The sequence below is a fragment of the Oceanobacillus kapialis genome (genome assembly GCF_044790185.1).
Taxonomy (GTDB): Bacteria; Bacillota; Bacilli; order Bacillales; family Amphibacillaceae; genus Oceanobacillus_B; species Oceanobacillus_B kapialis.
This window is the reverse complement of the sequence record NZ_CP085256.1, coordinates 765,475-790,267: the sequence shown is the minus strand read 5'-3', so window position 1 is coordinate 790,267 and position 24,793 is coordinate 765,475. Positions and strand designations below refer to the sequence as shown.

The 24,793-nt window shown below is 39.3% G+C and carries 19 protein-coding genes and 1 riboswitch; of the genes, 5 read left to right on the top strand and 14 right to left on the bottom strand.

Translation table 11 applies throughout. From position 1 onward, the window contains the following. Positions 1–38: 38 nt before the first annotated feature. Together LG273_RS04175 and LG273_RS04170 are read right to left on the bottom strand one after the other, a co-directional pair. The gene (locus LG273_RS04175; protein ID WP_404458016.1) at positions 39–1,847 is read right to left on the bottom strand and encodes a YhgE/Pip domain-containing protein; all 1,809 of its coding nucleotides are present in this window, start codon (positions 1,845–1,847) and stop codon (positions 39–41) included. A 4-nt stretch (positions 1,848–1,851) separates the two neighbouring features. Beyond that, complete coding sequence (locus LG273_RS04170) at positions 1,852–3,795, bottom strand: RND family transporter (RefSeq protein ID WP_404459470.1); 1,944 nt, start codon at positions 3,793–3,795, stop codon at positions 1,852–1,854. A 267-nt stretch (positions 3,796–4,062) separates the two neighbouring features. Here LG273_RS04170 and LG273_RS04165 point away from each other — a divergent pair, with 267 nt between their 5' ends. The 4 genes from LG273_RS04165 (at position 4,063) to istB (ending at position 13,731) form a co-directional block, all read left to right on the top strand. Continuing rightward, positions 4,063–4,635, top strand: a complete 573-nt coding sequence (locus LG273_RS04165) for a TetR/AcrR family transcriptional regulator (RefSeq protein WP_379562262.1) — start codon at positions 4,063–4,065, stop codon at positions 4,633–4,635. Between the two features lie 392 nt (positions 4,636–5,027). Beyond that, a complete protein-coding gene (locus LG273_RS04160; protein ID WP_404458012.1) occupies positions 5,028–10,952 on the top strand; it encodes an Ig-like domain-containing protein in 5,925 nt (1,974 codons plus the stop codon). Between the two features lie 594 nt (positions 10,953–11,546). Beyond that, complete coding sequence (gene istA / locus LG273_RS04155; RefSeq protein WP_404457089.1) at positions 11,547–13,010, top strand: IS21 family transposase; 1,464 nt, start codon at positions 11,547–11,549, stop codon at positions 13,008–13,010. Beyond that, positions 13,003–13,731: an IS21-like element helper ATPase IstB gene (gene istB, locus LG273_RS04150; RefSeq protein WP_404457087.1), complete on the top strand. Its 729-nt coding sequence runs from the start codon at positions 13,003–13,005 to the stop codon at positions 13,729–13,731. Before istA ends, istB begins: the two co-directional genes overlap by 8 nt. A gap of 110 nt (positions 13,732–13,841) precedes the next feature. Here the strand turns inward: istB and nhaC are convergent, their stop codons facing one another. Together nhaC and LG273_RS04140 are read right to left on the bottom strand one after the other, a co-directional pair. Then, positions 13,842–15,209 carry a Na+/H+ antiporter NhaC gene (nhaC, locus tag LG273_RS04145; RefSeq protein ID WP_379562264.1) on the bottom strand — a complete coding sequence of 456 codons (1,368 nt, stop codon included), beginning with the start codon at positions 15,207–15,209 and terminating at the stop codon, positions 13,842–13,844. A gap of 325 nt (positions 15,210–15,534) precedes the next feature. Continuing rightward, positions 15,535–15,707, bottom strand: a riboswitch (Lysine riboswitch). A gap of 113 nt (positions 15,708–15,820) precedes the next feature. Further along, the gene (locus tag LG273_RS04140; RefSeq protein ID WP_379562265.1) at positions 15,821–16,078 is read right to left on the bottom strand and encodes a hypothetical protein; all 258 of its coding nucleotides are present in this window, start codon (positions 16,076–16,078) and stop codon (positions 15,821–15,823) included. 193 nt (positions 16,079–16,271) lie between these two features. Between LG273_RS04140 and LG273_RS04135 the strand changes: the two genes are divergently transcribed. Next, entirely contained in the window at positions 16,272–17,483 is a 1,212-nt protein-coding gene (locus tag LG273_RS04135) for a CynX/NimT family MFS transporter (RefSeq protein WP_379562266.1), read from the top strand. A 289-nt stretch (positions 17,484–17,772) separates the two neighbouring features. On the opposite strand, the gene LG273_RS04130 is transcribed toward LG273_RS04135, so the two are convergent. The 10 genes from LG273_RS04130 to LG273_RS04085 all read right to left on the bottom strand — a co-directional run bounded on the left by LG273_RS04130 (position 17,773) and on the right by LG273_RS04085 (position 24,739). Further along, positions 17,773–18,048 carry a hypothetical protein gene (locus LG273_RS04130; protein ID WP_404458007.1) on the bottom strand — a complete coding sequence of 92 codons (276 nt, stop codon included), beginning with the start codon at positions 18,046–18,048 and terminating at the stop codon, positions 17,773–17,775. A 48-nt stretch (positions 18,049–18,096) separates the two neighbouring features. Then, positions 18,097–18,465, bottom strand: a complete 369-nt coding sequence (locus LG273_RS04125; protein WP_404458004.1) for an iron chaperone — start codon at positions 18,463–18,465, stop codon at positions 18,097–18,099. Between the two features lie 305 nt (positions 18,466–18,770). Then, positions 18,771–19,520, bottom strand: coding sequence for an SDR family NAD(P)-dependent oxidoreductase (locus LG273_RS04120; protein WP_379562269.1), 750 nt, complete (start codon positions 19,518–19,520; stop codon positions 18,771–18,773). 27 nt (positions 19,521–19,547) lie between these two features. Then, a complete protein-coding gene (locus LG273_RS04115; protein ID WP_404458000.1) occupies positions 19,548–20,108 on the bottom strand; it encodes a DUF4256 domain-containing protein in 561 nt (186 codons plus the stop codon). A gap of 1 nt (position 20,109) precedes the next feature. Beyond that, positions 20,110–20,616 (bottom strand): phosphoribosylanthranilate isomerase, encoded by a 507-nt coding sequence (locus LG273_RS04110; RefSeq protein WP_379562271.1) that lies wholly within the window; start codon positions 20,614–20,616, stop codon positions 20,110–20,112. Between the two features lie 39 nt (positions 20,617–20,655). After that, positions 20,656–21,408, bottom strand: coding sequence for a hypothetical protein (locus tag LG273_RS04105; protein WP_404457997.1), 753 nt, complete (start codon positions 21,406–21,408; stop codon positions 20,656–20,658). Next, positions 21,405–22,079, bottom strand: coding sequence for a hypothetical protein (locus LG273_RS04100; RefSeq protein ID WP_404457994.1), 675 nt, complete (start codon positions 22,077–22,079; stop codon positions 21,405–21,407). Before LG273_RS04100 ends, LG273_RS04105 begins: the two co-directional genes overlap by 4 nt. 99 nt (positions 22,080–22,178) lie before the next feature. Further along, a complete protein-coding gene (locus tag LG273_RS04095) occupies positions 22,179–22,613 on the bottom strand; it encodes a hypothetical protein (RefSeq protein WP_404457991.1) in 435 nt (144 codons plus the stop codon). A gap of 198 nt (positions 22,614–22,811) precedes the next feature. Next, positions 22,812–23,336: a DinB family protein gene (locus LG273_RS04090; protein WP_404457988.1), complete on the bottom strand. Its 525-nt coding sequence runs from the start codon at positions 23,334–23,336 to the stop codon at positions 22,812–22,814. A 197-nt stretch (positions 23,337–23,533) separates the two neighbouring features. Then, the gene (locus LG273_RS04085) at positions 23,534–24,739 is read right to left on the bottom strand and encodes a mandelate racemase/muconate lactonizing enzyme family protein (protein ID WP_379562280.1); all 1,206 of its coding nucleotides are present in this window, start codon (positions 24,737–24,739) and stop codon (positions 23,534–23,536) included. Positions 24,740–24,793 lie beyond the last annotated feature (54 nt).

Below are 24,793 nucleotides of genomic sequence, written 5' to 3'. Positions count from 1 at the left end.
AACCTCCTTGTTACCTTAACAAGGAGGTTAAACTTTTCTTACCGAAATAAATCCAAGAACCGTTCCCAGATACCTTTTTCTTCCTCTTCTGGCTCTTCAGTGGTTTCAGGTTCTGGTATTTCAATGCTTTCTGTTTGCAATACAAATTGTACGACTTCTACATTCTCATTCTTATCGGAAAGAAAGGAACTTGGCTCATAATCTTCGTTCGCATATTCTTCCATCATTTCATCTGTCTCCGCTTCGATTTGACCAGGCAAATCACTAGTAGCTTCCTGTAATTCATTCGTTCCGTCATGTAGTTCACTTACACCATCACTTGTAGCAGAGGTACCATTTGCTAACTCCTGGATACCAGCATCGAGTTCCTGGTAGGAAGATGTTAGTTGTCCGACACCATCTGTATAGCTTACTAGCCCATTGTGGAACGTTTCATATTGTGAAGCGAGCGTTGAGAAACCTTCCTGCATTTGGGTAACAGAGTCCAATCCGCCAACAGAAGCAACTGCGTTTTCAATTTCTGTTGCCATTGTTTCTAGATTAGAAGCCATTTCTGCAGACGCGTCAGAGGATTGCCCTATTGCTCCAGAGACACCATCAAAGGCCTCCTTCACCGCATTGTACGTTTGCTTCGCAGCATTTGCAGCCTCGTATGTCTCTGCTAACTGTCCGACAACTTCCAGTTGTTCCGGATTATTTTCTCGCAGCTTATTAATCTGCTCTTCATTAATCTCATAGGAAGGAATAGATTCCATAGCATTACTCAGCTGCTTATTCGCTTCACTATATCCTTTCGCCAGTTCATCTAATGCATTTGCAGACTCCTCTATTCCGCCCGCGATCTCACGTAAATGATTAGGAAACTCCTGCATGACACTTAAATCAATATTTCCTGTACTTTCTTGTACCGTTTGATTAATGGTCGCTAATGCGTTTTTAATCTCAGCAGAACCATTTACCAATTCACCAGAAGATTGATCAAGTTCTTCCATACCATTACGGTATTCTGCAGAGCCATCCCCTAGTTCCTGTGCACCTTGGTTAAGTTCAGACATGCCACTCTCCAGATCACCGACACCTGTATGGATGTCACTTATCGCATCTGACAACTCCTGCATTTCGCCAGTCATCCCACCAAGATCAGGGCTTTCAATCGACATAGAGTAAGGAGCCGCATTGATTTCAATTGGATTCATTTCAAACTCAGAAACGTCTGAAGAAATAATGTACGTTTCTTCTTGTTCAGGCATTACTGAAAACGTGACTTGCTTATTTTGACCGGCATTGGCCATGGTGCCTTCAGGTGCCTGAATGTTATCAAAGATAGCCGGGTCTAGTGTGACGCCAATTTGCAGCAAGTAATTTCTAAAAAATTCCGGATCCACATCTTCATTTGCAGATGTCGAAATCTGAATCTCCAACGAACCGCTTGCACCAGCTAAATCTTCTGGAGCCACCTCTTCACCATCCAGCAGATAGGTTATAGAGATGTCCCAGGGCAATGCATTGCTTTCCATCGTGCCTTGGTAATAAAACTCCTCTTCTTCTGCTTGAAATTGAACAGAGTCCCCTTCCCTCACAATATCTGTCAAATTGCTTAGATTACGAACAGAAGCATAATCACCATGATCAACCATTTCGCCTGGTTCTGTTACCCGAAATGTGTTGACCACATACATATCTTGCAGCTGACCATTTGCATTCATGTTTCCGTAAATCACTTCGTCTTTTGAAGCGTAATTGCCCTCTTGTCCTTCCTGCACTTCATCAGCGAATGCAGTGGTAGTAAACGAGGAAAAGACAAGCATCATACTTCCGAGAATTGGAACAATATTTTTATTACGCAATGGGTCATTCCCCCTTATAAAAGTTTGGCTTCCAAGTTGTTTTTTCAATGATACGGTCAAATACCACCAGCATAGCGGGTAGTACAAGCACTACCATAATAAACGCAAGTAATGCACCACGTCCCAGCAAGAGACCGATCGAACCGACAATCTGATTGGAGGAAGTCAACCATAGAATGAAGCCTACACTTGATAAAATGGATGCAGACACACCAATCGAGAATATTTTTTCATCAATTGTTTTCTTAATAGCAGGTAAAGCGCGCATTTCCTTCCGATTTTCCTTATAAGCTTCGGTTAGTAAAATAGCATAATCGACAGTTGCTGCCAGCTGTACGGTACTAATAATTAAATACCCAACGTAAACCAACGAAACATTCGTAAAGTATGGAATGGAAAGATTAATCCATACCGCAGATTGGATCGTAACGAGTAAGACAACAGGAAACGATATGGATCGGAATGTTACAAGTAGAACGATTGCTATGGCAACGACCGTTAGTACATTAACAACCGTATTGTCATCCTCTACCACATTCTTCATATCATAAAGTGTGACACTTTCACCTAATAAATGATAGTCATCGCCATAGTATTGGGCGGCTGTTTCCTTTAATTTATCAATGAAGGCAAAGGTCTGTTCCCCTTCATTTTCGAGTGCTGAATTGATAATGATCCGACTATAATTCTCTGAAAAGAATTGCTCTGTTACAGAGTCATCGAGATATTCAGCAGGTATCGCCGGACTAATCGCATCGACGTACGAAACGGTACTCGTTACTTCTGAATAACTTTTAATCTCTTGAACTAGCTCTTCCTCTTTCGCAATATCACCTTTAGGTACCAACATTACCATAGGCGTATGCTTATCATACACTTGTTCAATGGCAATGGTATCACTTCCAGCTCTTGTCGATTCTGGTTGTTGCCCCATCCCATACATGAAATTCGTTTCACTTTGGCCTAGGAATGCCGGGACAATTAAAAGCAATAGAAGCAACAATGCCGGAATGCGGAATTTCAACAGCGTTTTTCCAACATTACGGATACTCGGTAACAGCTGTTTATGCTGCGTTTTATCAATCCAGTGATAACACATCAAAGTTAAAGCAGGTAGAAATACCATAACACTGATAAAGCTTAATGCGATCCCTTTAACCAAATTTATCCCTAAGTCTGCTCCAATTTCGAACTCCATAAATGTGAGGGCGATAAACCCAAAGAACGTTGTGGAAGCACTTGCCGCAATGGCTGGGAAAGATCGTTTCATGGCCATTTGCATCGCTTCAGCTGGCGTATCTGTTTTCTTACGGTAATCAGCAAAACTATGCAGAAGGAATATCGCATAATCGAGCGATACGGCAAGCTGCAATATCGGTGCTACTGATTGGGTAATAAAAGATATCTCTCCAAGGAATATATTCGTACCCAAATTAATCAGGACGGAAATTCCAATAGCTGTTAGAAACAAAATGGGCTCTGCCCATGATCTTGTGGATAACACCAAAATGATGATAATAATTGGAATAAGTAATGCGGCTGCATACATGGATTCTGTACCAGTCATTTTTTGCGAGGTTGCTGTATCCAGCGCTTCCCCTGACATTGCATTATCTTCTCCGATTAAATCATAGATGGCATCAGTTGTTTCCACTTCCTTGCCTTCCTCAATATGTAGTGAGAATAAGGCATTTCCATCTTTATAATAGGATTCAACGGTATCCGGATCAGCCATTTCAATTGGTGTTTTCACATCAAGGGTATCATCAAGCCATGTTACCTCAGAAACACCATCTATTGCTTGCAATTCTTCTTTAAAGGCTAGAGCCTCTTGAATACTTATATCGCGCATCATGACACGCGTATTCGCAACGGCTCCATCGAATTCCTCATTCATGACGTCCATCGCTGTGGTAGACGGCGTATCTTCTGGTAAATAATCCACCATGTTGTAATTTACTGATACTGCAAATTGAGCAATCACACTGATAAGAGCCACTACGATAAAAGTAATGACGATTGATTTTTTTCGTTTAATAATCTGTGCTGTCCAGCCGATTGAAGCTCACCCTCTCTTGCATCCTTAAATGAAATCTTATATATTATAATATACACAGTGTTGGATTAACAACAATCAGTATGTTTATTTACGTACAATACCGGACACAAACAGAAAAAGTGTTGGATAAAATTATTAAGAAAGCGTGAATTTTTTATGACGGAGAAATTAGATAGAAGAAAACAATATACCCGAATGGTATTAAAGAACAGTTTAATCACCTTACTAAAAGCAAAGCCATTGGCTACAATTACCGTAAAAGAACTTTGTTCACACGCTGATATAAATCGTTCTACCTTTTACACGCATTACAAGGATCAATACGACTTGCTTAATAAAATTGAAGAAGAAATTATAGCTGACATGAACATGTATTTAAGCGAGCATAACTTTTCCGAAAAAGAGGAGTCCATCCAAACCACCCAAAAATTATTGGAATATATCGTATCGAAACATGATATATGCTATACCTTGCTCATCGAAAATAAGGATACGTCATTTGAAGAGAGAGTTATGGAGGTAGCACGACGTTTCTTAATCGATAACTGGATGGATGAGTTTGATTATGACTCCGGTGATTCTACTTACATTAGTACATTTATTGTAAGTGGCAGTATTCATGTGATTAAGCATTGGCTTTCTCGTGATATGGACAAGACCCCACAGCAAATTGCTGAAATTATAAATATGATTTGTTATAGAGGATTGGATGAAGGGATTATGGATTAATTAATCTAGAGTTTCAACTTCCCTCATTAAATACTATTTCCTACTAAATGGATAGCACTTGCTACGTTATGGCCTAGGCAAGGGCTGTCCATTATTATTAACCCTCCCGTCGAACCCCTTAACTTTTCTTTATCTCAAACTATCGCTACAGATTACTCTATAATAAAAAATTTTGTAAGCTAAGCTTTAGAAAACCGTTTATCATTTATTTTAATTTACAAAATATTTACGAAAATTTACGTACGCTCAAAATACTCTTAAAATTCCAAAGATATAATTACCCTTGTGTGCAAGAAATGACAAAATTCACAACAGAGAAAGGAGAATAGTAGCAAAATCGCCTTGTCATTTTTAACAAAATAACTAGAATTGTAAAAAAGGAGAGAAAGTGGATGTTTCGAATGAAGCGTATACTTATTCTTTTTTTATGTTTCTTTATTGTATTTACACCATATGCGAATACAGTAAATGCGCTAGTCGCTGAGACACAAGATGAGAATAAAATGCCTATTTTGTTTACGGAAGTTTACCCAAATGATAAATCCAATCGTACCATTGACGGTGCTGGAGAAAACGATCTATATGAATTTGTAGAAATCTACAATAATAGCAATGAAGAATTAGATCTAAACAGCAAGTATCAACTAAGATATGATTACATTAGCAATAGCAAGGGATTACGAGTTGAATCTGTTAATGCTGAAAAAGAGGTTGTTATTCCTGCCAATAGTCCAGCTGTATTATGGATTGAGCGGACTACTTCTAATATTACGGGAGCTGCGGCAGAAGTTACGGTCGATGATTTCCGTGCATATCATAACATTCCAGAAGATGTGCCTGTCTATATGCTAAAAGGCCAAGATGGGTTAAATAATAAGGACCGTGGTTTTTATATTAAGAACAAAGACACTGATGAAGAGGTTAGTCGTGTTCACTATTCCAGTGAAGACGTTGGAGATGGCTTAAGCCTACATACAAAAGTACCTAGAAACGGAACTGAATTGGCAACGTTTCAACAAAGAGGAGAAACTTCTCCAGGAATTGTTCAGCCTGAGCAATTAGTTCCCCCAGTAAACAATGAACCAACTGTTGATCATCAGCCAGTAGAATCCATTGAGCAAGAAAAAGACTTTAAGATAACTACGAAAGCGGTTGATGTAGACGGTGATGCAATATCGATCAATGTCTCTTATAAAAACTCTGAAATGGAAGCTTATAAACAAGGGGATATGGAAGAGAATGATGGAGAATTCACTTTCACTGTTCCATCAGAAGAGGTAAAAGGTAATACTATTTCTTACTTCTTTAGCGTTTCAGACGCTGAGGCGACTGTAAAGACAGAGGAATATGAAGTAACTGTTACAAAACCAATTGAAGAAGAACCTACACCTACAGAACCCACACAACCAGAGAACCCTTCTAAGCCAGATCCAAGCGAAGATCCTAACAACACAGAACCAAATGAAAACAACTTTTTCTTTACTGAAGTATATCCAAATGACAAAAATAATAAGCATATAGATGGCGCTGGTAACGCTGATTTATATGAGTTTGTGGAAGTTTATAATAAAGGCGATGAAGCATTAAACTTTAATGAGTATTATAAAATCCGTTATGACTGGAGATCAGGCACAAAGGATCTAACAGTAACAGTAGCCGATAATGCGGACGATCTTAATGTAACGATCCCAGCAAATAGCCCAGCTGTTTTATGGGTACATCGCAGTTCTGTTTCTGGTAATGCTGCAGACTTAACCGAAGCAGATTTCCGTGAGTATCATGGCGTACCGGCAAATATTCCAGTCTTCAAAGTTCGTGAACAAGACGGATTGCCAAACGCTAGTGACCGAAGCTTCTATATCACACAGAAAGATGACAGCAAGGCAATTATTAGTGAAATTCGTTTTACCGAAGGGGATTCCTCGGATGGTAAGAGCTACCATACTAGATTCCCACAGGAAGGATACACTGCAAATCCTTATATTCGTATGGGGACACCGACCCCTGGGACTGTAGAGGCTGAGCAACTCATACCGTCTGATAACAATAAACCATCTATTACACCGAAGAAAATAAATGAGATCGATCCGACTAAAGATTTTACAGTGCAAGCAAATGTTACAGATATCGATGGGGGCGATTTAACAGTTAAGCTATATCATCGTAGCAATCCATATGGCGAATTTTCAGAAGTGGATATGACGCCAAATGGAGATGGAACTTACGAATATACAGTAGCTAGTAAAGAACTAGGTTCTCTTGTATTCGAGTATTATATTGAGGCAAGCGATGGAGAAGCGATTGTTGAATCAGAAATCATAGACGTAAATGTTAAGGGAGAAGAAAGTGGAGAAACACCACGTATCTTAATTACAGAAATGACTCCAAACCCTAACGGTGACTACCGAAAAGGAAGTGGAAACCATTACGAGTATATGGAGATTTACAACAACTCTGATGAAATTCTAAATCTTAATGGTCACACACTTTTTTATCTTTATCCTAATGATGCAGCTGCTCCAAAAAAATGGACTATCAATCAGGATACAGCAATCGAGCCACACAGTACTGCCTTAATCTGGTTCGCAAAAGAAGCTATAAGAGATGGATATGCTTCAGTTGAAGATTTTAACATCCATTACAATACAGACATAGATGAGAGCGATGTGATTGTATTTGATAATGCTGACTCTAGTGATTTCAACTTACCGAATTCACTAAATCGCGGGTTTGCATTTTCCAGTTCTGATAGCTTAGACGATATGATTGTTGAGGCTTGGTATGATGCAAGCACAAATGGCCCAGACCGCATGATTCACGATATTCGCAATAGTTCTGTACGCTATCATTATCCTGAGTCCGGAAAAGCAATGGAGCGTTTAGATACGAGAGCCCACTCAAACCCTGGAAATCTTGATGCTGGACAAGTTCCTGAATTAGAAAACCAAGATATTGTGGCCCCCACTATTGAACATGATCAACCGTTTTATCGTATAGAACAAGGTAAAGATTATCAAGTAACCATTTCAAGCGACGAAGCGTTAGAAAAAGCAATATTAACGTATGGATCTGCCGAAGAACAGTTAACCGACTATACGAATGAAGTAGAAATGGAGCTAGTAAAGAATACTGATGGAACCTATACGTATGCCGCTGACCTAAATATTAATGCGTTAGGAAGACATCGATACATGGTCGTAACAGAGGATGCGAGTGGAAATGAAACAAAGGTTCCGTATAACTCTCGTGGTAACCCCCTCACAGTAATTGAGGGAGAAGTTAGCACAGATCTTCCTGAGCCAGGACTATCATTAACCCAAGAAGAGATGGTAAATGGCAAGGTATCTTTCTATGCATATGGTAAAAATGGCATGGATGAAGCAAACGTTATATTTGGTGGGGATGTACTTACAGGTGTAAAGGCGCTTCCAGGTCCAGTAGAGCTTAATTTCCAAGGTGGCGGAATTGATTTTATTTATCAAGCCTCAGCAAGTGCAATTAATGCCAATGAAGAAAGAGATTATTTTACAAGAATTATTCCAAGTTATGTAGATGGTGCTTGGTATACGTATGACTTGTCACAAAGCTATTTTGTTGCTGATGAGAAAGTATCCATACATTCTGGCAGTGAAAATGTACCTTATGATTTAGATGTACACGAAGAGCATTTCAATAAGACAAATTTTGATGACTTTAATGTAGTAAACTTACATCTAGTATTACCTGATGGCTCTGTAATAAAGCCAGAAAAAGTAAAAAGTTATTTAGGTAATTTAAATCAAACAGAGCAGCTATATCGGGATAATGTCAGCTATGTATTTGGTGACGGTGGTGCGCCAACCAATACAAACCTGAATAAACCAATGAAAAGTGACTTTATTTTTAACATTCCTGAAGAAAGGAAGACTGCTACTTATTATGAAGTAGATACTTCTAACTATCAGGATGGAATCTATGAGGTCTCTTTAAAGCAAAATAACAAGCAAACCGAAACGGTTAACATTACGGTTGATAACACAAAACCTGTAATTAACGGATTTGAAGATGGACTAGGAAATGTGTATACAAATGGCTCCACCCTTAAAGGTGACATCCACCTATCTGTTGATGCGGAGGATAATTTATCTGGTGTGGATCGAGTGGAAGCATTTTTGGATGGTGAAATGGTAGAATACCCATTTGAGTCCACTACTGCCGATTTAGATGCAGGCACATACGAGCTTGAAGTTCATGTATATGACGGTGCAGGCAATGTGACTACTGATAGAACAACGTTCGGAGTGGATCCTGAGAAACCAGAAAATCCAGCCGAACCAGCACCTAATGATTTTGATAAGAATGTAGAAGAAAATACAACACTTAAAGCAAAAGTGACCGATCCTTCTGGCGATGAGATGGACGTCACATTTAAAGAAGGGAAGAAATACGACTTTGCTGGCGAAGAAGCAATTGAAGGTTATTCGTATGTTGCAGACCGTGAACCGCCATTAACGAATGCGCCAAATGGAGAGACTGTACTATCTGATGATGATAAGAAAAAGATTTCTTTTGAAGATGGCGAATACCTTACTAATGATTCTACCTCTGGCTTCCCATACCACCGTTTTGAAGTGGAAGTAGACAAAGAACTGACTGCAGGCGATACCGTAGAAGTCTATTGGAAAGGGAAAACATTCCCGAATCGTATTGTAACGATGTATGCTTGGGATTATCAGAATGAAGAATGGATTGCCCAAACCTCTTCTACTGGGGACGCAGCAGAAAGTAATATTACACTTACAGCAGAAGTAGATAAGGAACGCTTTATTCGTGATGGTAAAATTCAAGCCATGGTACAGGACGAAGTAGAGGATCCTAATGCTCCATTTTCTATGCTGTGGATGACAGATACCCAGTATTACGCCGAATCTTACCCTTACATTTGGGATGGATTAGGTGATTGGACTGTCGAAGAATACCAAAACGGTCAATTCGAGTATATGGTCCACACAGGAGACATTGTTAACGTGGCAGACAGTGACGAACAATGGGAAGTAGCCAACAGGAACTTACAAAAATTCGATGACGCGAATGTCCCTTACGGTGTACTAGCTGGAAACCATGACGCAATTATTGATGGTGTTGATTATTCTTACTATCATAAGTATGTGGGAGCAGACCGCTATGAGGATAATCCATGGTATGGTGGGTCAATGGATAATAACCGCAACCATTATGATCTAATGTCATTTGGCGGTCATGACTTCATCATCTTATACCTAGGTTTCGGTACGGAGGATACTCCAGAAACAATTGCATGGGCAAACGAGGTACTAGAGAAACACGCTGATCGAAACGCAATACTAGGTATGCATGCATACTTGGAATATGACGCAACTCTATCAAATATGTCGCAAACTGTATTTGATGAAATCATTGTTCCAAATGAAAATGTAAAAATGGTGTTGGGTGGTCACTATCATGGTGTAACAAAGCGGATTTCAGAAATTCCAAATGAGGACGGGACAACCCGCCAGGTTCTAGAGATGCTTGCTGATTATCAAGGTGGACCAAATGGTGGGGATGGTTATGTAAGATACCTTGATTTCAACCCTACGGCTGGAACAGTTTCTATCAACACCTATTCTCCAATTCTAGATGATTATCATTTCTTTGATCCTGAAGATGAAGAATTTACGGTTGACTTCCAGTTTACAGATATTAATAAACGTGTGGCGACAGATTACTTCAGTGTCAATGTATACCAAGATGAAGTTATCGGTGTAGATAAAGATGTAGCTTCTGGAGACATTGCGTCCACAGAGTGGAGTGGCTTGCAACCTAATGAGACTTACTATTGGTATATGGATATTACAGATGAGTATAATTCTACACGTCGTTCTGAGATTTTCGGTTTTACTACAGCAGATTTTGAACCAGTAGAGGATCCTGCTCTTCCCGAAGTTCCAGATGAGGGTGATGGAAACCAGGAACCAGAACAGCCTGATACGGACGACGGGCAACCTAATACGCCACAGCCAGGTGGGGATAATGGCGCTGGTATAGAGAAACCAGGCGAAAACAATGATAACAATACCGACAATACGAATAAAGAGCCAATTGATAAAATCGAAGAAAACCCTAAAAAAGTAGACAAAGATAATAACACAAGTTCTAACCAGGACAATGATAATGCACAAAATCCTCCAGTTAACACAGATAAAGATGGAAATGAACTACCAAACACTGCTACAACCATGTTTAACTGGTTATTGGCCGGATTTGTATTACTTGTTTCAGGTACTCTTATCCTGTTTATTAGAAGAAAAAGAGTTTAATTTAAGAAACTGAAAAAACTGGGACAGTATAACTGTTCCAGTTTTTTTATCTTTTTCTTCATTTATTCTATTTCCCAAACCTTTCAAGCTCTTTCTGTTCAGCGTTATAATAATACACGGTTGTAATGCCAGATCTAATATGTATAACTCGCTATCTAGAAGATTGACATAAGAAAGAAACTTATCCGTTTTATAAAGAAGACTCTTATCACTTCCATCTAAACTCATTTTCCATAAATCTTTTTTTGTAAAATAGAGTATCTCATTTTCACCCCTGCTATTTTCATAAAAAATAAGGAAAATCACGTTATCAACTTTTTTTAAACAAAAAACTTAAAGTTGGAGAAATTATAACTGTATTGTTAAAAGGAAACTTATACATATAATGATAAAGCTGATACAGGCTTTTTTGCAGAGGAGTCAAATGGAATCTCAAAATTAAAATGTATAGTGCAAAATAAAAGTAGTGAGAATTGCAAAGAAAATCTTAGAACCCTGCAATTCTTAAAAGCAAAGAAAAAAGGCTTGCCAGCCTAATCAAAAAACCCTACCGTTAATGATGACGAATCAAATAATGGTGGAGGGATTGAAAGGATGCTGGCAATGCCTGAAGTTAATCATATCAAAAAAATGAGAAATGAGAAATCATTATCAATCAACGAAATATCAAGAAGAACAGGGTTCAGTTGGGAAACGGTAAAAAAATATGCTGATGAGGACCAACTTCCTTCGGAAAACTTTTCTAAAAAGGGAGGAATGATGTACGAGGGAAAATGGGGAGAGATTGTTTCTGATTGGTTGTTGGAAGATCACGCTTTAAAAAAGAAGTTACGACGTAATAACAAAATCATCTACCAACAGTTAAAGAAACTCCACTTTCCCGGATCTTACCGAACTGTGTGTAACTATATTGCAGAGTGGCGGGAAAAACGCATGGAAGATGGCGAAACAATCAAGGAGGAATTTGACCGATTGACCCATCCTCCAGCTGAAGCGCAGATTGATTTTGGCACAACGGAAGTCATTCAGGACGGTAAAGCGAAAGACATTCACTGTCTGATCATGAGTCTTCCATACAGTAATGGAGGTTACACTGTCCCCCTTCCGGGGGAGAATCAGCAATGTTTTCTGGTTGGGTTGAAAGCATTATTTACACAGTTTGGGCGTGTCCCCCGAAAGTTACGGATTGATAACCTGGCTGCCGCCGTAGTAAGGGCAAGAGGAAAACATGGAGATACGATATTCACAGAATCCTTCCTGAAGTTCGCAAGTCATTATGGTTTTGAACCTCAGGCATGCAATGCAAGAAAGGGGAATGAGAAAGGCCATGTCGAGAATAAAGTTGGCTATGTAAGATATAACTTCTTTACTCCTTCTCCAGTAATCCGAGACCTAGATCACTTACAGGAAATGTTAACACAGAAGTCAAGGGAGGATCATAAACGCAAACATTATAAAAAAGGAGAGCCGATACAGGACCTTATCAAGGAAGAGAAAAAGTATTGCTTAGCTTTGCCGGAAAATGATTACCCGGTATTCAAGAAGGAAACGGTATCAGCCAATAAATATGGAGAGGTCCTTATTGATGGTACAGCCATCCATATTCCTACCAGTTACCATTATAGCCAAGTGTACTTGATTACTTATTGGGATTCCTACAAGGTGGTCTCACCGAACGGTGAGGTGTTGGGTGAAGGTCCACGACCTTACATGAATAAATCTCGTGAATTGCCATGGTTATTCGTATTGGGGATGTGGAGAAGGAAGCCACGCTCCGTGTCTCACTCTAGGTACTTCCCCTACTTGCCCGGAAGAATAGCTAATTATTTAAGTATCGAATCCCAGGCGATCCAGAAGGATCGAATAGAATGGTTAATGAGTCAGATTGTCACCTATAGTATGAATGAAATTAATGAACTATTTTATGAATTGCTTCCTTCAAAGGACAATTCAACTTTAGAATCTGACCCTCATCCCTATGAAGTGAACTGGAATATTTATGACTCTCTGCGTCCAACGAACCCTGTAGCTGAAGGGGCGGTGACTATTCATGAGTGATCGATTAAAAGAAATGTGCAAATCACTTCGTTTGGCCTATGTGGCAGATATTTATGAAAAGGTGCCTTTCGAGAACCCCACTCAGTATCTGGAGACCTTATTCCAGCAGGAATTCCAACTCCGCGATACAGCAAAGGGGGAACGACTTATAAAGAAAGCTAGATTTATAAATGATAAGGAGTTAGACCATTTCCAATGGGGATCACAGGTGAAATTTCCACCACAGATCAATCGTGAAAGCCTCGAAGGCTTGAAATTCATTGACCGGAAAGAAAATGTCATTCTGACAGGTTCCCCTGGTACCGGCAAAACACACATTGCCACAGGATTAGGACGGAAAGCATGCCGACAAGGCTATGACGTGCGTTTTTATCGGGTAGCAGATCTGGTGGATCAGCTGGAAAAGGCATGGAGTGAAGGTAAATTGCAGAGCTTCAGGAACAGATTCAAGAAAGTGGGCCTCATTATCCTAGACGAAATGGGATATATCCCATTCAGTAAAAACGGGGCTGAGCTACTGTTTCAGCTGGTTACAGACTGGTACGAACAGAAAAGTCTCATCATCACTTCCAACCTGGAGTTCAGCCAATGGAATCGAATCTTCGTCGATGCAAGACTAACAGCTGCATTGGTGGATCGCGTGATTCATCATGCGCATGTTCTAAGTTTTACTGGTGACAGTTATCGTGTCACACACGCACTATCTAATTACCCATCATAAAAATTGGGCTGGCAAAGTTCTCGTATTTCTTTTGCATTTTTATCAGGTTTTCTCTTGCAAAATACAAATTAAAAGGCAGCTTAGATTGCTGCCCTTTAAATGCAAAAGGCCTATACTTTGTTTCTGGAAATCCCCACTCCACTAAAAATATAAAAAAGTGCAAACAGTATACCGAGATAAGTCATTGGAGCATACAAGAAGAACTCCCCAGTAGAAACCTGCAACGTATCTGCGACAAATGCTCCTGTTACTCCCCAAGGGATGATTGGAGATAGAGCTGTTCCGGTATCTTCCATTGTTCTGGACCAGTTTTTCCGTTGTAAGCCAAATTTGTCATAAAGCGGGCTAATAATTGGCCCAATTACAGCGTATGTTACGTAATAGCTACCTGTGATGGTGAATAAAATACCATGTAACGTTAAACTTGAAGTCATCATAGCTTTACCGTTTTTGGCAAACTCCACAATTTTATCAAGTAATACTTGTATGACACCCGCGGTTTTTAGTGGAGACCCAAAAATCGCAGCACTGATTAATAAGGCAACAGTACCTAACATGCTCGACAATCCACCACGCTGTAAGATTTCATCTACAATTGGTACGTCTGTTGCGTCCGTATAGCCTCCATCTAACGCATTAAACACTTCCAAAAGCTCTCTTCCCTGAAAGATTATCGCCAATAATACACCGGCAATAATCCCTACTCCAAATACGGGAAGTGTCGGTTTTTTCAAGAAAATTAACACTAGCACTAGGATTGGAGGGAGAAGCAAAAGCGGATTTAAATGAAAGTTTTCGTTTAATGTGGATAAGATAATCTCTACATTTTCATTATTTTCAATTTGGCCTCCAAATTGGAATCCTAATATAACATATAAAATTAAGGAAATGACATAGCCTGGTATGGTTGTCCAAAGCATGTGTTTAATGTGGTCCACCAGTTTCACACCAGCCATCGCAGGTGCCATAATAGTAGTATCAGATAATGGCGATAGTTTGTCCCCAAAAAATGCACCGACCACAATGGCTCCAGCTGTATAATGTAAAGGGACATCAAGGCCAATCGACACACCCATTAGTGCGACCCCTACTGTGCCAATCGTTCCCCATGATGTTCCCGCCATAATGGACATAATCGAACAAATAATTGCTGTTATAAGTAAGAATAAGGATGGATCGATACTTTTCAGTCCATAGTACACAATTAACGGAATCGTCCCAGACATCATCCATGCTCCAATAAGCATCCCAACAGCTAGTAAGATCAAAATTGGCGGAAGCATGGATTTTAATGTTTCGATAAGATCTTCTTCCATATTCTTCCACTTTATTCCCCAAATGAGGGACAAGATGATAACGACGACCCCAGCCGTAATTAACACAATCGTTGTAGGGGCATCAAGATATAAAATTCCGCCTAAAACGACGGAGAAAGATAAGACAAGCAACAATATAGCTTTCCAAGTTGATAGTTTCATATGTAGTTCTCCTTTGTGTTTAGTTCCTTCTTCCATCTTTGAAAATAAGTAATCAGAGTCTAAAGCATAAGCAAAGTTGCGCGTCCTACTGTCTAAGGCGAGCAGCAACCTCTTAAACTCGAGCGCAACACCCTCCAAGACGAGCGCCTTAGCCCGAAGTCGAGCATCGCACCATGCATAAACTCAAAACTTCAACATCTCAATTATTTTCAATGACCCCCTCCATCCTAATAATATTCTGACGTCTAATGGAGGTAGAAAAAAACACAAAAAAACAATGATAGAAAAATAACCTATCATTGTTCACAATATGGTATCTTCCATTTCGATCAGTAGTCCTCCATGCAGACCTGCATGACAGTATGCCTCTTATTAAAAGACATCCCAGCCATAATAAGTTTGACTCTTATTACGCTTCGGCGAGCATCCCTTTTATCAACCATCACAGATGTCATACTCCGATTGATTACTGATAATGTTCGCGCCTCTACCTCACCGAGCTGGTAAGGTAATTATTAAATTTTCAAATATTACTATACATGCTGCTTTCTATTTTTGCAAGTAGATTGTTATATATTTTCGGATAATTTAAAACGGTGTGATTTTCTCCGTTATGAACTCCTTCTGTTTTTCAGAAATAATTTTGGGATGAAATATGCAATCGAAGCAGCAAGAAAAGCTGGGACTAATGGGACTAGGAATGACACTTGATCTGTCACAATACTCGTTTCTTTAGGCAAAATAGCACTCCTATTCCAAGCTCCTTCTATATCTGGTGTATATGCAAACGTAAGAATTAAACCCGTCACCACTTGAAATAATAGAAAGAGTAATATAAAGCTAAACAAAAATAGTAAATACTTCTTCATTTTAGCCCCCCTACATTATGTTTATATAGTAGTTATACGAATTGAAATAGCTATCGTTTCACCAGAATACAAATCTATTATTTTACACAAGTAATGGAGACCAGGGTAATGAGAAAAATACCCTCTTCCTCCTTAACAAGTCTTCTGTTATGATTAGTTCTTATGCATAACAAAAACTGAGAGGGGGCCTAATATGCCAACTATTACAAAAGCCACTAAACAACGGTATTATACCTTTTTATTACTTTTAGCTATCATACTTATTGCGGCTACATTACGTTCACCGATTACATCGGTTGGCCCACTGATCCCTTTTTTCCGAGACGAGCTGGAAGCATCGAATACTATCATTGGTTTAGTTAACACGCTCCCATTACTTGCTTTTGGTCTCTTTTCACCGTTTGTGCCAAGGTTATCAAGTAGGTATGGGATGGAAATGACTCTTTTTATTGCCATGATATTTCTATCGATTGGCGTGTTTATAAGAGCCCTTAGTGGTGTCCCAACACTGCTGTTTGGAACGCTTATACTCGGAATGGCAATTGCTGTAGGAAATATTTTGATGCCTGGTTTGATTAAATCTACCTTTCCATATCGCATAGGACTGATGACAGGGATTTATTCAGTCTCCATGAACATTTTTGGTGCTCTGGCTTCCGGGGTATCCGTTCCAATTGCTTCTGCCTCTGGGTTAGATTGGCGTAATGCCATGCAAGTATGGAGTATTATTTCCATCATAGCTGTTGTGGTGCTTGCATTCAGACTTCCAGTGATACGTGCAACACAGAAGAAAGTGTTTATGAACGTTAAAAGTCAACCATCACGCGCCTTGTTTAAATCTAAGATCGCTTGGTCCGTAACACTTTTTATGGGCTTACAATCTTTTATTCCCTATAGCCTGTTTACATGGTTGCCCGATATTTTAGGATCAAAAGGATACACAGAAAGTGAAGCGGGCTGGCTAATCGCCATCTATCAGGTAGGCCTTATTCCAACAACGTTTTTAGCTCCTATTATTGCAGGAAAAATGCAAAGCCAACGACTCATCGCATGTATATCAGGCCTCTTGTTTTTCTTTGGTCTATTAGGTGTTTCCTTAACAGCATCTACTATCATGATTGCGTTTCTAATCCTTACAGGAATTGGCGCTGGGACAACCTTTAGTTTAGCAATGATGTTTTTTGTACTTCGCACGAACACCGTTTCTGAGTCTTCCCAGTTATCAAGTATGGCGCAATCGTTTGGCTATATTATCGCAGCTCTAGGCCCGATTTTGCTAGGTTCTATCGCGGAGTGGTCAAACGGCTGGACTGTTCCACTCGTTATTTTAATGACCGTGTCCTTATGTATTGCATTTCTTGGGACAATAGCAGGCAAAAATGAAAAAATAAATTTTGGAACCTAACTAAAAGGGGCTGAGACAAAACTAAATCATCTAAGCCTAAATTCGAATAATGGGCTCTAGCACTGCTTCGACAGAACACTCCGCTTTCCACGGGCACGGCCTCAGCCTCCTCGTGGAAAGGTCACCACTGCGGGGTCTTCGGACTCGTGCTGTTCCCGTTGGAGTCTCCGTATTCTGCCTACGCTAAAATTAGAAAAAACCGAACTAAGCAAACCTTAATTTACAGATTTGCAAAATAGTTCGGTATTTCATGTGTTAAGAGAGCTTTTGTCTCTGCCTCATTTTTTCCTTAAGCTTCACTTATCCCCATCGCGATACGTAATAGAATTCCAAATGCCAGCACGATACCGTTCCCAAGTAGTCCGAGGATTAAAAAAGCCAATAATTTAGACTTAATCCACGAAAAGATAGCTAATAGGATTCCGATCACTGCTAGGACAATAAAGATTATGGAATCTATGTGCATATCGCCTGGTCCTCTAAAAAGAAATATCGTGATGCTGATAAACATTGTCAGCATGGAAGAAAGACCCATTATAATTCCTGTTTTCACCTTGTTCGTCATTCTAATCTGCTCCTTACATTACTGCCAGTTTAAGTTAAGTAACTTCTTCTACTTCCGCCAAAAGGTCGTACAATCTACCTTATCCGCCATATTAAACTTTATCATTCTTTCTAGCAAAGAGAAATCAACGGGGCTTTCCCATGGTATCCGCATAAGTTGTTTCGTATAATCATAGCCTGCCTCCACAATGTCATCAGCAAATTGGGTAATCCCCACTGCTTCTGGCGCAACAGCTAAATGCTTCTTAGAAACACTGAAGCCAATAATATACGTGCCATGATCTGTAAACATAGGCTGATTCCAAGCAATCCTTGGTTTTAAATTGGGAAAGTTTTCTTTCACCCAATCCAACACCTCTTGCATTCGTTCTCTTTGTTTCGGGTCGATTTGTGCTACGTATTCATTAAATGTCTCCATGTTATTCCCTCCGATATTTATCGTTCTCATCCAAAGTTTCTATCTAAGAAAAGAAGTAAATAACTACCTGCACAAAGAAAAATGGCAACTTGCGTTATAATATAGACGGAAAGTTCGGTTGATGTAAGCTTCCTTTCCCGCTTAATCTTTTTAAAATGTCTAAAATAATAAAGTGCGCATAAAAGTAGAAGTGCTGCTGATATTTGAAATATATTTTCTAATATACTTACCAATTCACAACACCTCCGTTCGTTAAATAATTCACTTCCTTCTACGCGTCAACTAAGCGACGGCTAAGTGGTCTACTATTCATTACCACCATTTCCCAGTGTCATGCCTCCATCAACAACCAATTCTGCTCCTGTACAATAAGAGCTTTCATCTGAAGCCAAAAAAGCAACAGCCTTGGCGATTTCAAGTGGTTGCCCAATTCGTCCTAATGGCACAGATTGATAGTATGCTGGAACAGCTTCTCCATTTGTCGCCATGTCAGTATCCACCCCACCAGGGTGAATCATGTTTACCCGAATGCCTTTTGGACCAAGCTCAACCGCAGCTGATTTAGACATCGCAACAACAGCTGCTTTACTTGCTGCATATGCAGAAGAGTGTGCGATTGGTGAAAAAGCGGAGATGGAGACATTGTTTACGATAGATCCTTTTCCTTGTCTCTCCATAAAAGGGATAACAGATTGCATTCCAAGAAACACACCAAGCTGGTTGACGTTAATTAACTCAACATACTCTTCTGTAGAAAGTTGTGTGAAAGGTTTACGTGTAATAATTCCAGCGTTATTTACTAAAACATCGATCTTACCAAACTGATTAATAATATCTTCTATTGCCGCTTTCCATTCTACTTCCTTGGTAACATCTAATTTTACTGGATAAGCACGAGCACTTCCTATTTCCTCAGCTACTGTTGAAGCTTTTTCATAATCCCGAGCACCGACAACTACTGAGGCACCCAAGTCAGCTAGATGCATAGCAATTGCTTTTCCTTGTCCGCGATTAGCACCGGTTATAAGAATTACATGATGCTTTAAATCCGGCATACAATCTCCCCCCGATATTTCTTTTTTCTAAACCCTTAATTCTCCACGAAATCCTCTTGAACCATAATAGGAGTCTGCTCCATTGTGATATAAGAAAACATGACCGAAACGACGATCACAAAACAGAGCGCCACCTCGTTCTCTTATATCAGAAGGGGTCAGCACCCAAGTTGATGTTTTCAAATCAAATTCTCCAAGCTCCTGTAAAGCTCTATATTGCGCTTCTGTTAACAACGTAATTCCCATCTCTGTTGCCATATCAATTGCTGTATTTTCTGGTTTATGTTTTTTCCTTGCTTCTAAAGCTTTCCGGTCATAACAAACACTTCTGCGACCTTTGGGACTTTCCTTTGAACAATCGTAAAAAATGTATTCGTCGTTTTCTTCATCATAACCGACAACGTCTGGATCGCCTTCTGTTCTTTCCATTTCATTCAATGACCAAAGTTTGTCAGGTTGCGCTTCCAGTTTTGCTTGAACCTTGTCCCATTCTAATCCTTCATGACGTTGCATGTTTTTCTTGAAACGGGCTTTTAAACCATTGAGTAATATTTCATGTTGTTCTACTGACAATTCCTTTTCACCCATATTAAATCTCCTCCTTCATGTTTATCCTATTTTTTAAGAAATCAATTTTTGTGAGATCTTTGTTATTGTTATTATCTGCTCTGTAACTATCCTTCACGGAAGCCTCGTAAACAGCTAAATATTGCTTTGGATTTAATAAAAAGTAGCTTACATTCTCTGTCTGATGCATCTCTAAATCGGCTAACTGCACCCCTGCAAACGCTGGTAATGTGTCTATAATACCAAATTCTACTGATAACCCTTCTTTAGAAAATTCATGTTCATGCAGGTCAACTAGCGTGTATCCCATTGAATTCATTGCTCTCATAATGTCATCCCAATTATGTATAGATAATTCAGGTGGTACCTCCCACCCTCTTTCATCACCAGGTACATGTATGTCTAAGTCCTGTGCATTCCAACTCTTGCCTGTTGTGATTTCTAGGCCAACTGAGCCCATTAGCAAGGGGATAATATCTATATCATTTAGTTTTTTTGCTATTTTAATAAACGCTTCAAACTTATCCATTTGCTCATCCTTTTCCCTTCATTTTACCATAGTGGAGTTTCATTTCGACCTATCAAGGTCAGCTTCATCTAGTATGTGTATAAAATCAATTTCTACGTTTCCATTGGAAAAACCACTCCCATTTAAAGAATGATCGAGGGAAGCTCCTTTACCAGTTTGATCATACGGAATCCAACCAAAATACAGATGTAGGTCTGGAGAAAAACTTTTGAAGAAAGAATTAGGCTGTTTAGCTGCGCCTAATTCTGAATATGAATTTATAAAGGCTACCCATTCTTTTGGTAACTCTATCATTCCATAAGACTTTTCCCCGGTGGTAACTTCCTTTTTCATTTGTACGCCTGGATCGTAATGCTCCTCTACTCCCTCCATGATATGATATCCTCTCTCTTTCATGAGGTAAAAATTGTTCGACCTTACCTTGTCATCGGGATGTAGATTCCAGACAATCTTATATGTGGAAGGATCGTTTTTATCTAGTTTCCATAACATTGGGGCGCCAGCAGTATCCACATTTGCGACCCTCCATTTATGCCCTTTCCACACCCAATAGCTTAATCCATAATCATCATCTTCAGAGATATAGGGAACTAAAACATTTCTACCATTCATTTGTATCGTGTCTTGAATCTTGCTTGCATTAACTGCCGGAAAAACGCTATTCAATTCTTCTATTAAATATTCATTAGATGGAAATGAAGTAGGCTTGGCTAAGTAAAACCAATATATTAATGCAAAAACTAAAACAATGCCGACACCTATACCCACACTCCATAATCTTTTCTTCGTCATTCAGCTCCTCCTCTCTCTATTAGAGAAATATCAGAGCGAAAATAAAGTTGTTCTGTCGGTGTGGATAGTAAAATGCCTTTTCCATCTTTTTCGACGTAAATTACGGAAGCAAGGCCGCTCCCCCATTTAGATGATGTTCCTACTAGCCGATATGGGAAGCGCTCCTTTACTTCAGCTGATTCCGTACCCATATCTGCTTCTTCATACCATTCATCACTTTCAATGGATTCTTGCCACATCATAGGGAGTTGATTTAATAGCCGTTCATTATTGAGTGAACGAACCTCACCTGAAGGGTGGGTCATAATAAGAGATGCTTCTTCCGTATTTGAAATATATGTAGTTGGTTCGCCCTTTGGATAAATGAAGCTGTGGATTGGGATTGCCAGCAAAGTTGAAGCCAAGAAAAGAAAATTAGCCAAAAACCCCAACCAAGCAAAAGATCGATACACTTGCCATCGTGAATTCCTAAATATAAATACAAAAAACAATATCCACACACCAAGCGGTAGAATCGGAAACTTTAGGAACGTCTCAAACATATTAAAATTTATAGAGAAAGAGATAAGACCAATGATAATAACAAGGATAACCTTCCATATCTTTGGTTTGATCGTTTTCTTCTTATAGATTCGATAGGCGAAAAAGGCGATTAGTATCCATGCTAACATTCCGGTGAAGACTGTTACTGCGTTAAAAGTAAAATTTAGATTTATCCCGATTCCAGAAACCTCCCTTTTATGTCATTATATGAAACTCATACTGAATAGCTATTCCTTTCCGCAGTCATAACAACGTTTATCTTGATCATGAACACCGTACATCCGCAGTTCCTTCTTTTCCCCACAACTATTACAATAATCATAATCAATTTGTGGTATAACACCAGCTTCTGCTAAAGGCACCCATTGTTTTTCATACAAGCTTTTACTCATACCATAATCTATGAAAACAATCTTGCCCTCTTCGTTTAATCCATAGTTGCTGCTATCCTTTAAATCAAAGCAATCAAAATCTTTATCTAATAACACTAAAACATCCTCATAACCTTTGGGGATAAGTGGAATATCTTTCTTCATATCTATCTCAAAGGACTGGTTATCTATCATTTCTAATTGTTGGTAGTATTTTTGAACTGAAATATACTCGTCTACATAGTACGTCTCTGCAAAGAACTTCGTTAAGCCTTTTTGCACCATGGCCATGTATATTTCCAGCTCCTTTTGAGACTGTTTGTATCCAATAGGGTGTAGGTGTACTTTGACAACATAATCCGCAATTCTATGTACTTTTCTTGTTGAGCCTATTCCAACAAAATTCCTCTCAACACAATAGGTATTCCAATTTTTAATGATATCTGAGAGCACTCATATCACCCCTCATCTTGCTTAAAATGAATATGATTAACTTTTTAGCACTCCCAAATATGCTTCCCACGGTCCAACATCCTCTCTATACCTTTCTGCAAACACTCTTACAATTTGGGATATATGCGTAAAATCATGAACCACCCATGTCGAGAGCAGTTCCCTTAGCTTCACATTTCCGAACGCTGGATGTTCTCCTGATAATTCAAACTGTGCATCATCTTTTATCAGTTTCCTAACAATCCCGATATTTTTTGTTCGCAGGCCTTTAAACTCGACCAACTTTTGCATAATCGTTGTCTGAGGAGGATTGGTTATGTGGGCATCTCTATCAAATGGAGGAAACTCCTTATTATTTCCATCCTTCAAAATCGTTTTTAATCTTGGGATCCAATTACTTTTCTCACATTCAATTAGATGATCTACTACCTGTAATGCATTCCACGTTCCTTCCCCTTCGTTACATTGCAGCCAAGTGTCTGATAAGCCAACTAAAAGGCTTTCCAATGTTGTTGGTGTTTTTTCTAGAATCTCAATGGCTTCATTTAGGTTAAAATTCATTAATGGCACGCTCCTTCAATACAATCTTTTATACAGATAAACTAAGTATATTCATTAAGTCACTCTCATTTTACCATATATTCAGAATCTTACTTTTGCATATATATAGATTAGATTTAAGAGCACAAAAAAGGCACTTTACCTCCTTTTTTGCAATGAAAGGTAAGTACCTACAATAAGAACGTTGAAACCTTACGTCACCTTCTCCAAGGGTCCCCAACCCCTGATATATTATATACCTTCCCCTCACCCTCACCTTTACGTGATGTTGTGACTCGGTGAATAATATCATCCCGCTGATAAAAATCAGGACTTAACTCCACACCCAAGCCAGGGGATGCTGGGGGATTCCTAATGAACCCATTCTCTACTCTAGGAAATTTGTTAAGAATCTCCCCATAATAGGTGTCATAAAAAGCTCTTACCGTCTCCATCATCCAGAGATTTGGGATATTAAAACAGAGATGTGCATTTACTGTATGCAAAATAGGTCCACCACAATTATGCGGGGCAAATGGCAAGCCGTATATTTCTGCTAAGGAAGCAATCTTTTTCACTTCTGACACGCCTCCTGTCCATGCGGGATCAGCAATTACGATATCTCCTCCTCTTTTTTCTAGCATTTGATGATAATCATTTCGGGTAAACAACCGTTCACTTGCACCAACAGGAATCGTTGTACCATTTCGTAATGCAGCCAAATTATCCATGTTATGAATCGGAATAAGATCCTCTATCCACAGTAGGTCATATGCTTCTAATTCGCGGGCAATTTGTATGGCAGTAGGAACATTCCATCTTCCATGGCCTTCTAAAGCAAGTTGCATCTTATCTCCAAACGCTTCCTTAATTTTACGAAAAGGCTCTACACCTTTTTTTAGAAGATCCTTGGAAATATATTGACCTTGAAACTTAGAACTCAGCTCATCAAATGGCCAAATTTTCATGACGTCAATTCCGCTCTCTAGAAGTTCTTCGGCTAACATGGTTGGGTCATCGATAAAAAGATCTCTATCATTATTATTTTGATAACCAACACAAGTATTATAGACTTTAACCTTCTCACGCGACCTTCCACCAAGTAATTGATATAGTGGTTGATTACTAATTTTCCCTTTTATATCCCATAACGCAATATCAATCGCACTTAATGCTCGCATTTCCGTACCAGAACATCCATGGTGATTAAAAGCTGTGTAAAAATTTGACCAAATAAGTTCGATATTCTGCGGATCTTGCCCTAGTAATAAGTCAGCACCCATTCCGTGTAATAATTCCTGCACAGCTCCAGGCTTTGCATTCGTCTCTCCTAACCCTACAATCCCCTCATCCGTATGAATCTGGATAATTAACTCCCTGGGGTGCTCGGTTAACTGGAAGGATTCCAGCTTCGTTATAATCATGACATCACCTCATATCCTCCATAATGAAAAACTAAGAAGCAACAAACACTTCTT

Excerpts from the sequence above, each read along its gene's own strand:
- LG273_RS04170 (WP_404459470.1), bottom strand. The coding sequence starts at position 3,795 with ATGGTGGATTATTTACCAGAAGATACGCCGTCTACCACAGCGATGGAC.
- LG273_RS04165 (WP_379562262.1), top strand. The coding sequence starts at position 4,063 with ATGACGGAGAAATTAGATAGAAGAAAACAATATACCCGAATGGTATTA.
- LG273_RS04160 (WP_404458012.1), top strand. The coding sequence starts at position 5,028 with ATGTTTCGAATGAAGCGTATACTTATTCTTTTTTTATGTTTCTTTATT.
- istA (WP_404457089.1), top strand. The coding sequence starts at position 11,547 with ATGCTGGCAATGCCTGAAGTTAATCATATCAAAAAAATGAGAAATGAG.
- istB (WP_404457087.1), top strand. The coding sequence starts at position 13,003 with ATGAGTGATCGATTAAAAGAAATGTGCAAATCACTTCGTTTGGCCTAT.
- nhaC (WP_379562264.1), bottom strand. The coding sequence starts at position 15,209 with ATGAAACTATCAACTTGGAAAGCTATATTGTTGCTTGTCTTATCTTTC.
- LG273_RS04140 (WP_379562265.1), bottom strand. The coding sequence starts at position 16,078 with ATGAAGAAGTATTTACTATTTTTGTTTAGCTTTATATTACTCTTTCTA.
- LG273_RS04135 (WP_379562266.1), top strand. The coding sequence starts at position 16,272 with ATGCCAACTATTACAAAAGCCACTAAACAACGGTATTATACCTTTTTA.
- LG273_RS04130 (WP_404458007.1), bottom strand. The coding sequence starts at position 18,048 with ATGACGAACAAGGTGAAAACAGGAATTATAATGGGTCTTTCTTCCATG.
- LG273_RS04125 (WP_404458004.1), bottom strand. The coding sequence starts at position 18,465 with ATGGAGACATTTAATGAATACGTAGCACAAATCGACCCGAAACAAAGA.
- LG273_RS04120 (WP_379562269.1), bottom strand. The coding sequence starts at position 19,520 with ATGCCGGATTTAAAGCATCATGTAATTCTTATAACCGGTGCTAATCGC.
- LG273_RS04115 (WP_404458000.1), bottom strand. The coding sequence starts at position 20,108 with ATGGGTGAAAAGGAATTGTCAGTAGAACAACATGAAATATTACTCAAT.
- LG273_RS04110 (WP_379562271.1), bottom strand. The coding sequence starts at position 20,616 with ATGGATAAGTTTGAAGCGTTTATTAAAATAGCAAAAAAACTAAATGAT.
- LG273_RS04105 (WP_404457997.1), bottom strand. The coding sequence starts at position 21,408 with ATGACGAAGAAAAGATTATGGAGTGTGGGTATAGGTGTCGGCATTGTT.
- LG273_RS04100 (WP_404457994.1), bottom strand. The coding sequence starts at position 22,079 with ATGTTAGCATGGATACTAATCGCCTTTTTCGCCTATCGAATCTATAAG.
- LG273_RS04095 (WP_404457991.1), bottom strand. The coding sequence starts at position 22,613 with ATGGCCATGGTGCAAAAAGGCTTAACGAAGTTCTTTGCAGAGACGTAC.
- LG273_RS04090 (WP_404457988.1), bottom strand. The coding sequence starts at position 23,336 with ATGAATTTTAACCTAAATGAAGCCATTGAGATTCTAGAAAAAACACCA.
- LG273_RS04085 (WP_379562280.1), bottom strand. The coding sequence starts at position 24,739 with ATGATTATAACGAAGCTGGAATCCTTCCAGTTAACCGAGCACCCCAGG.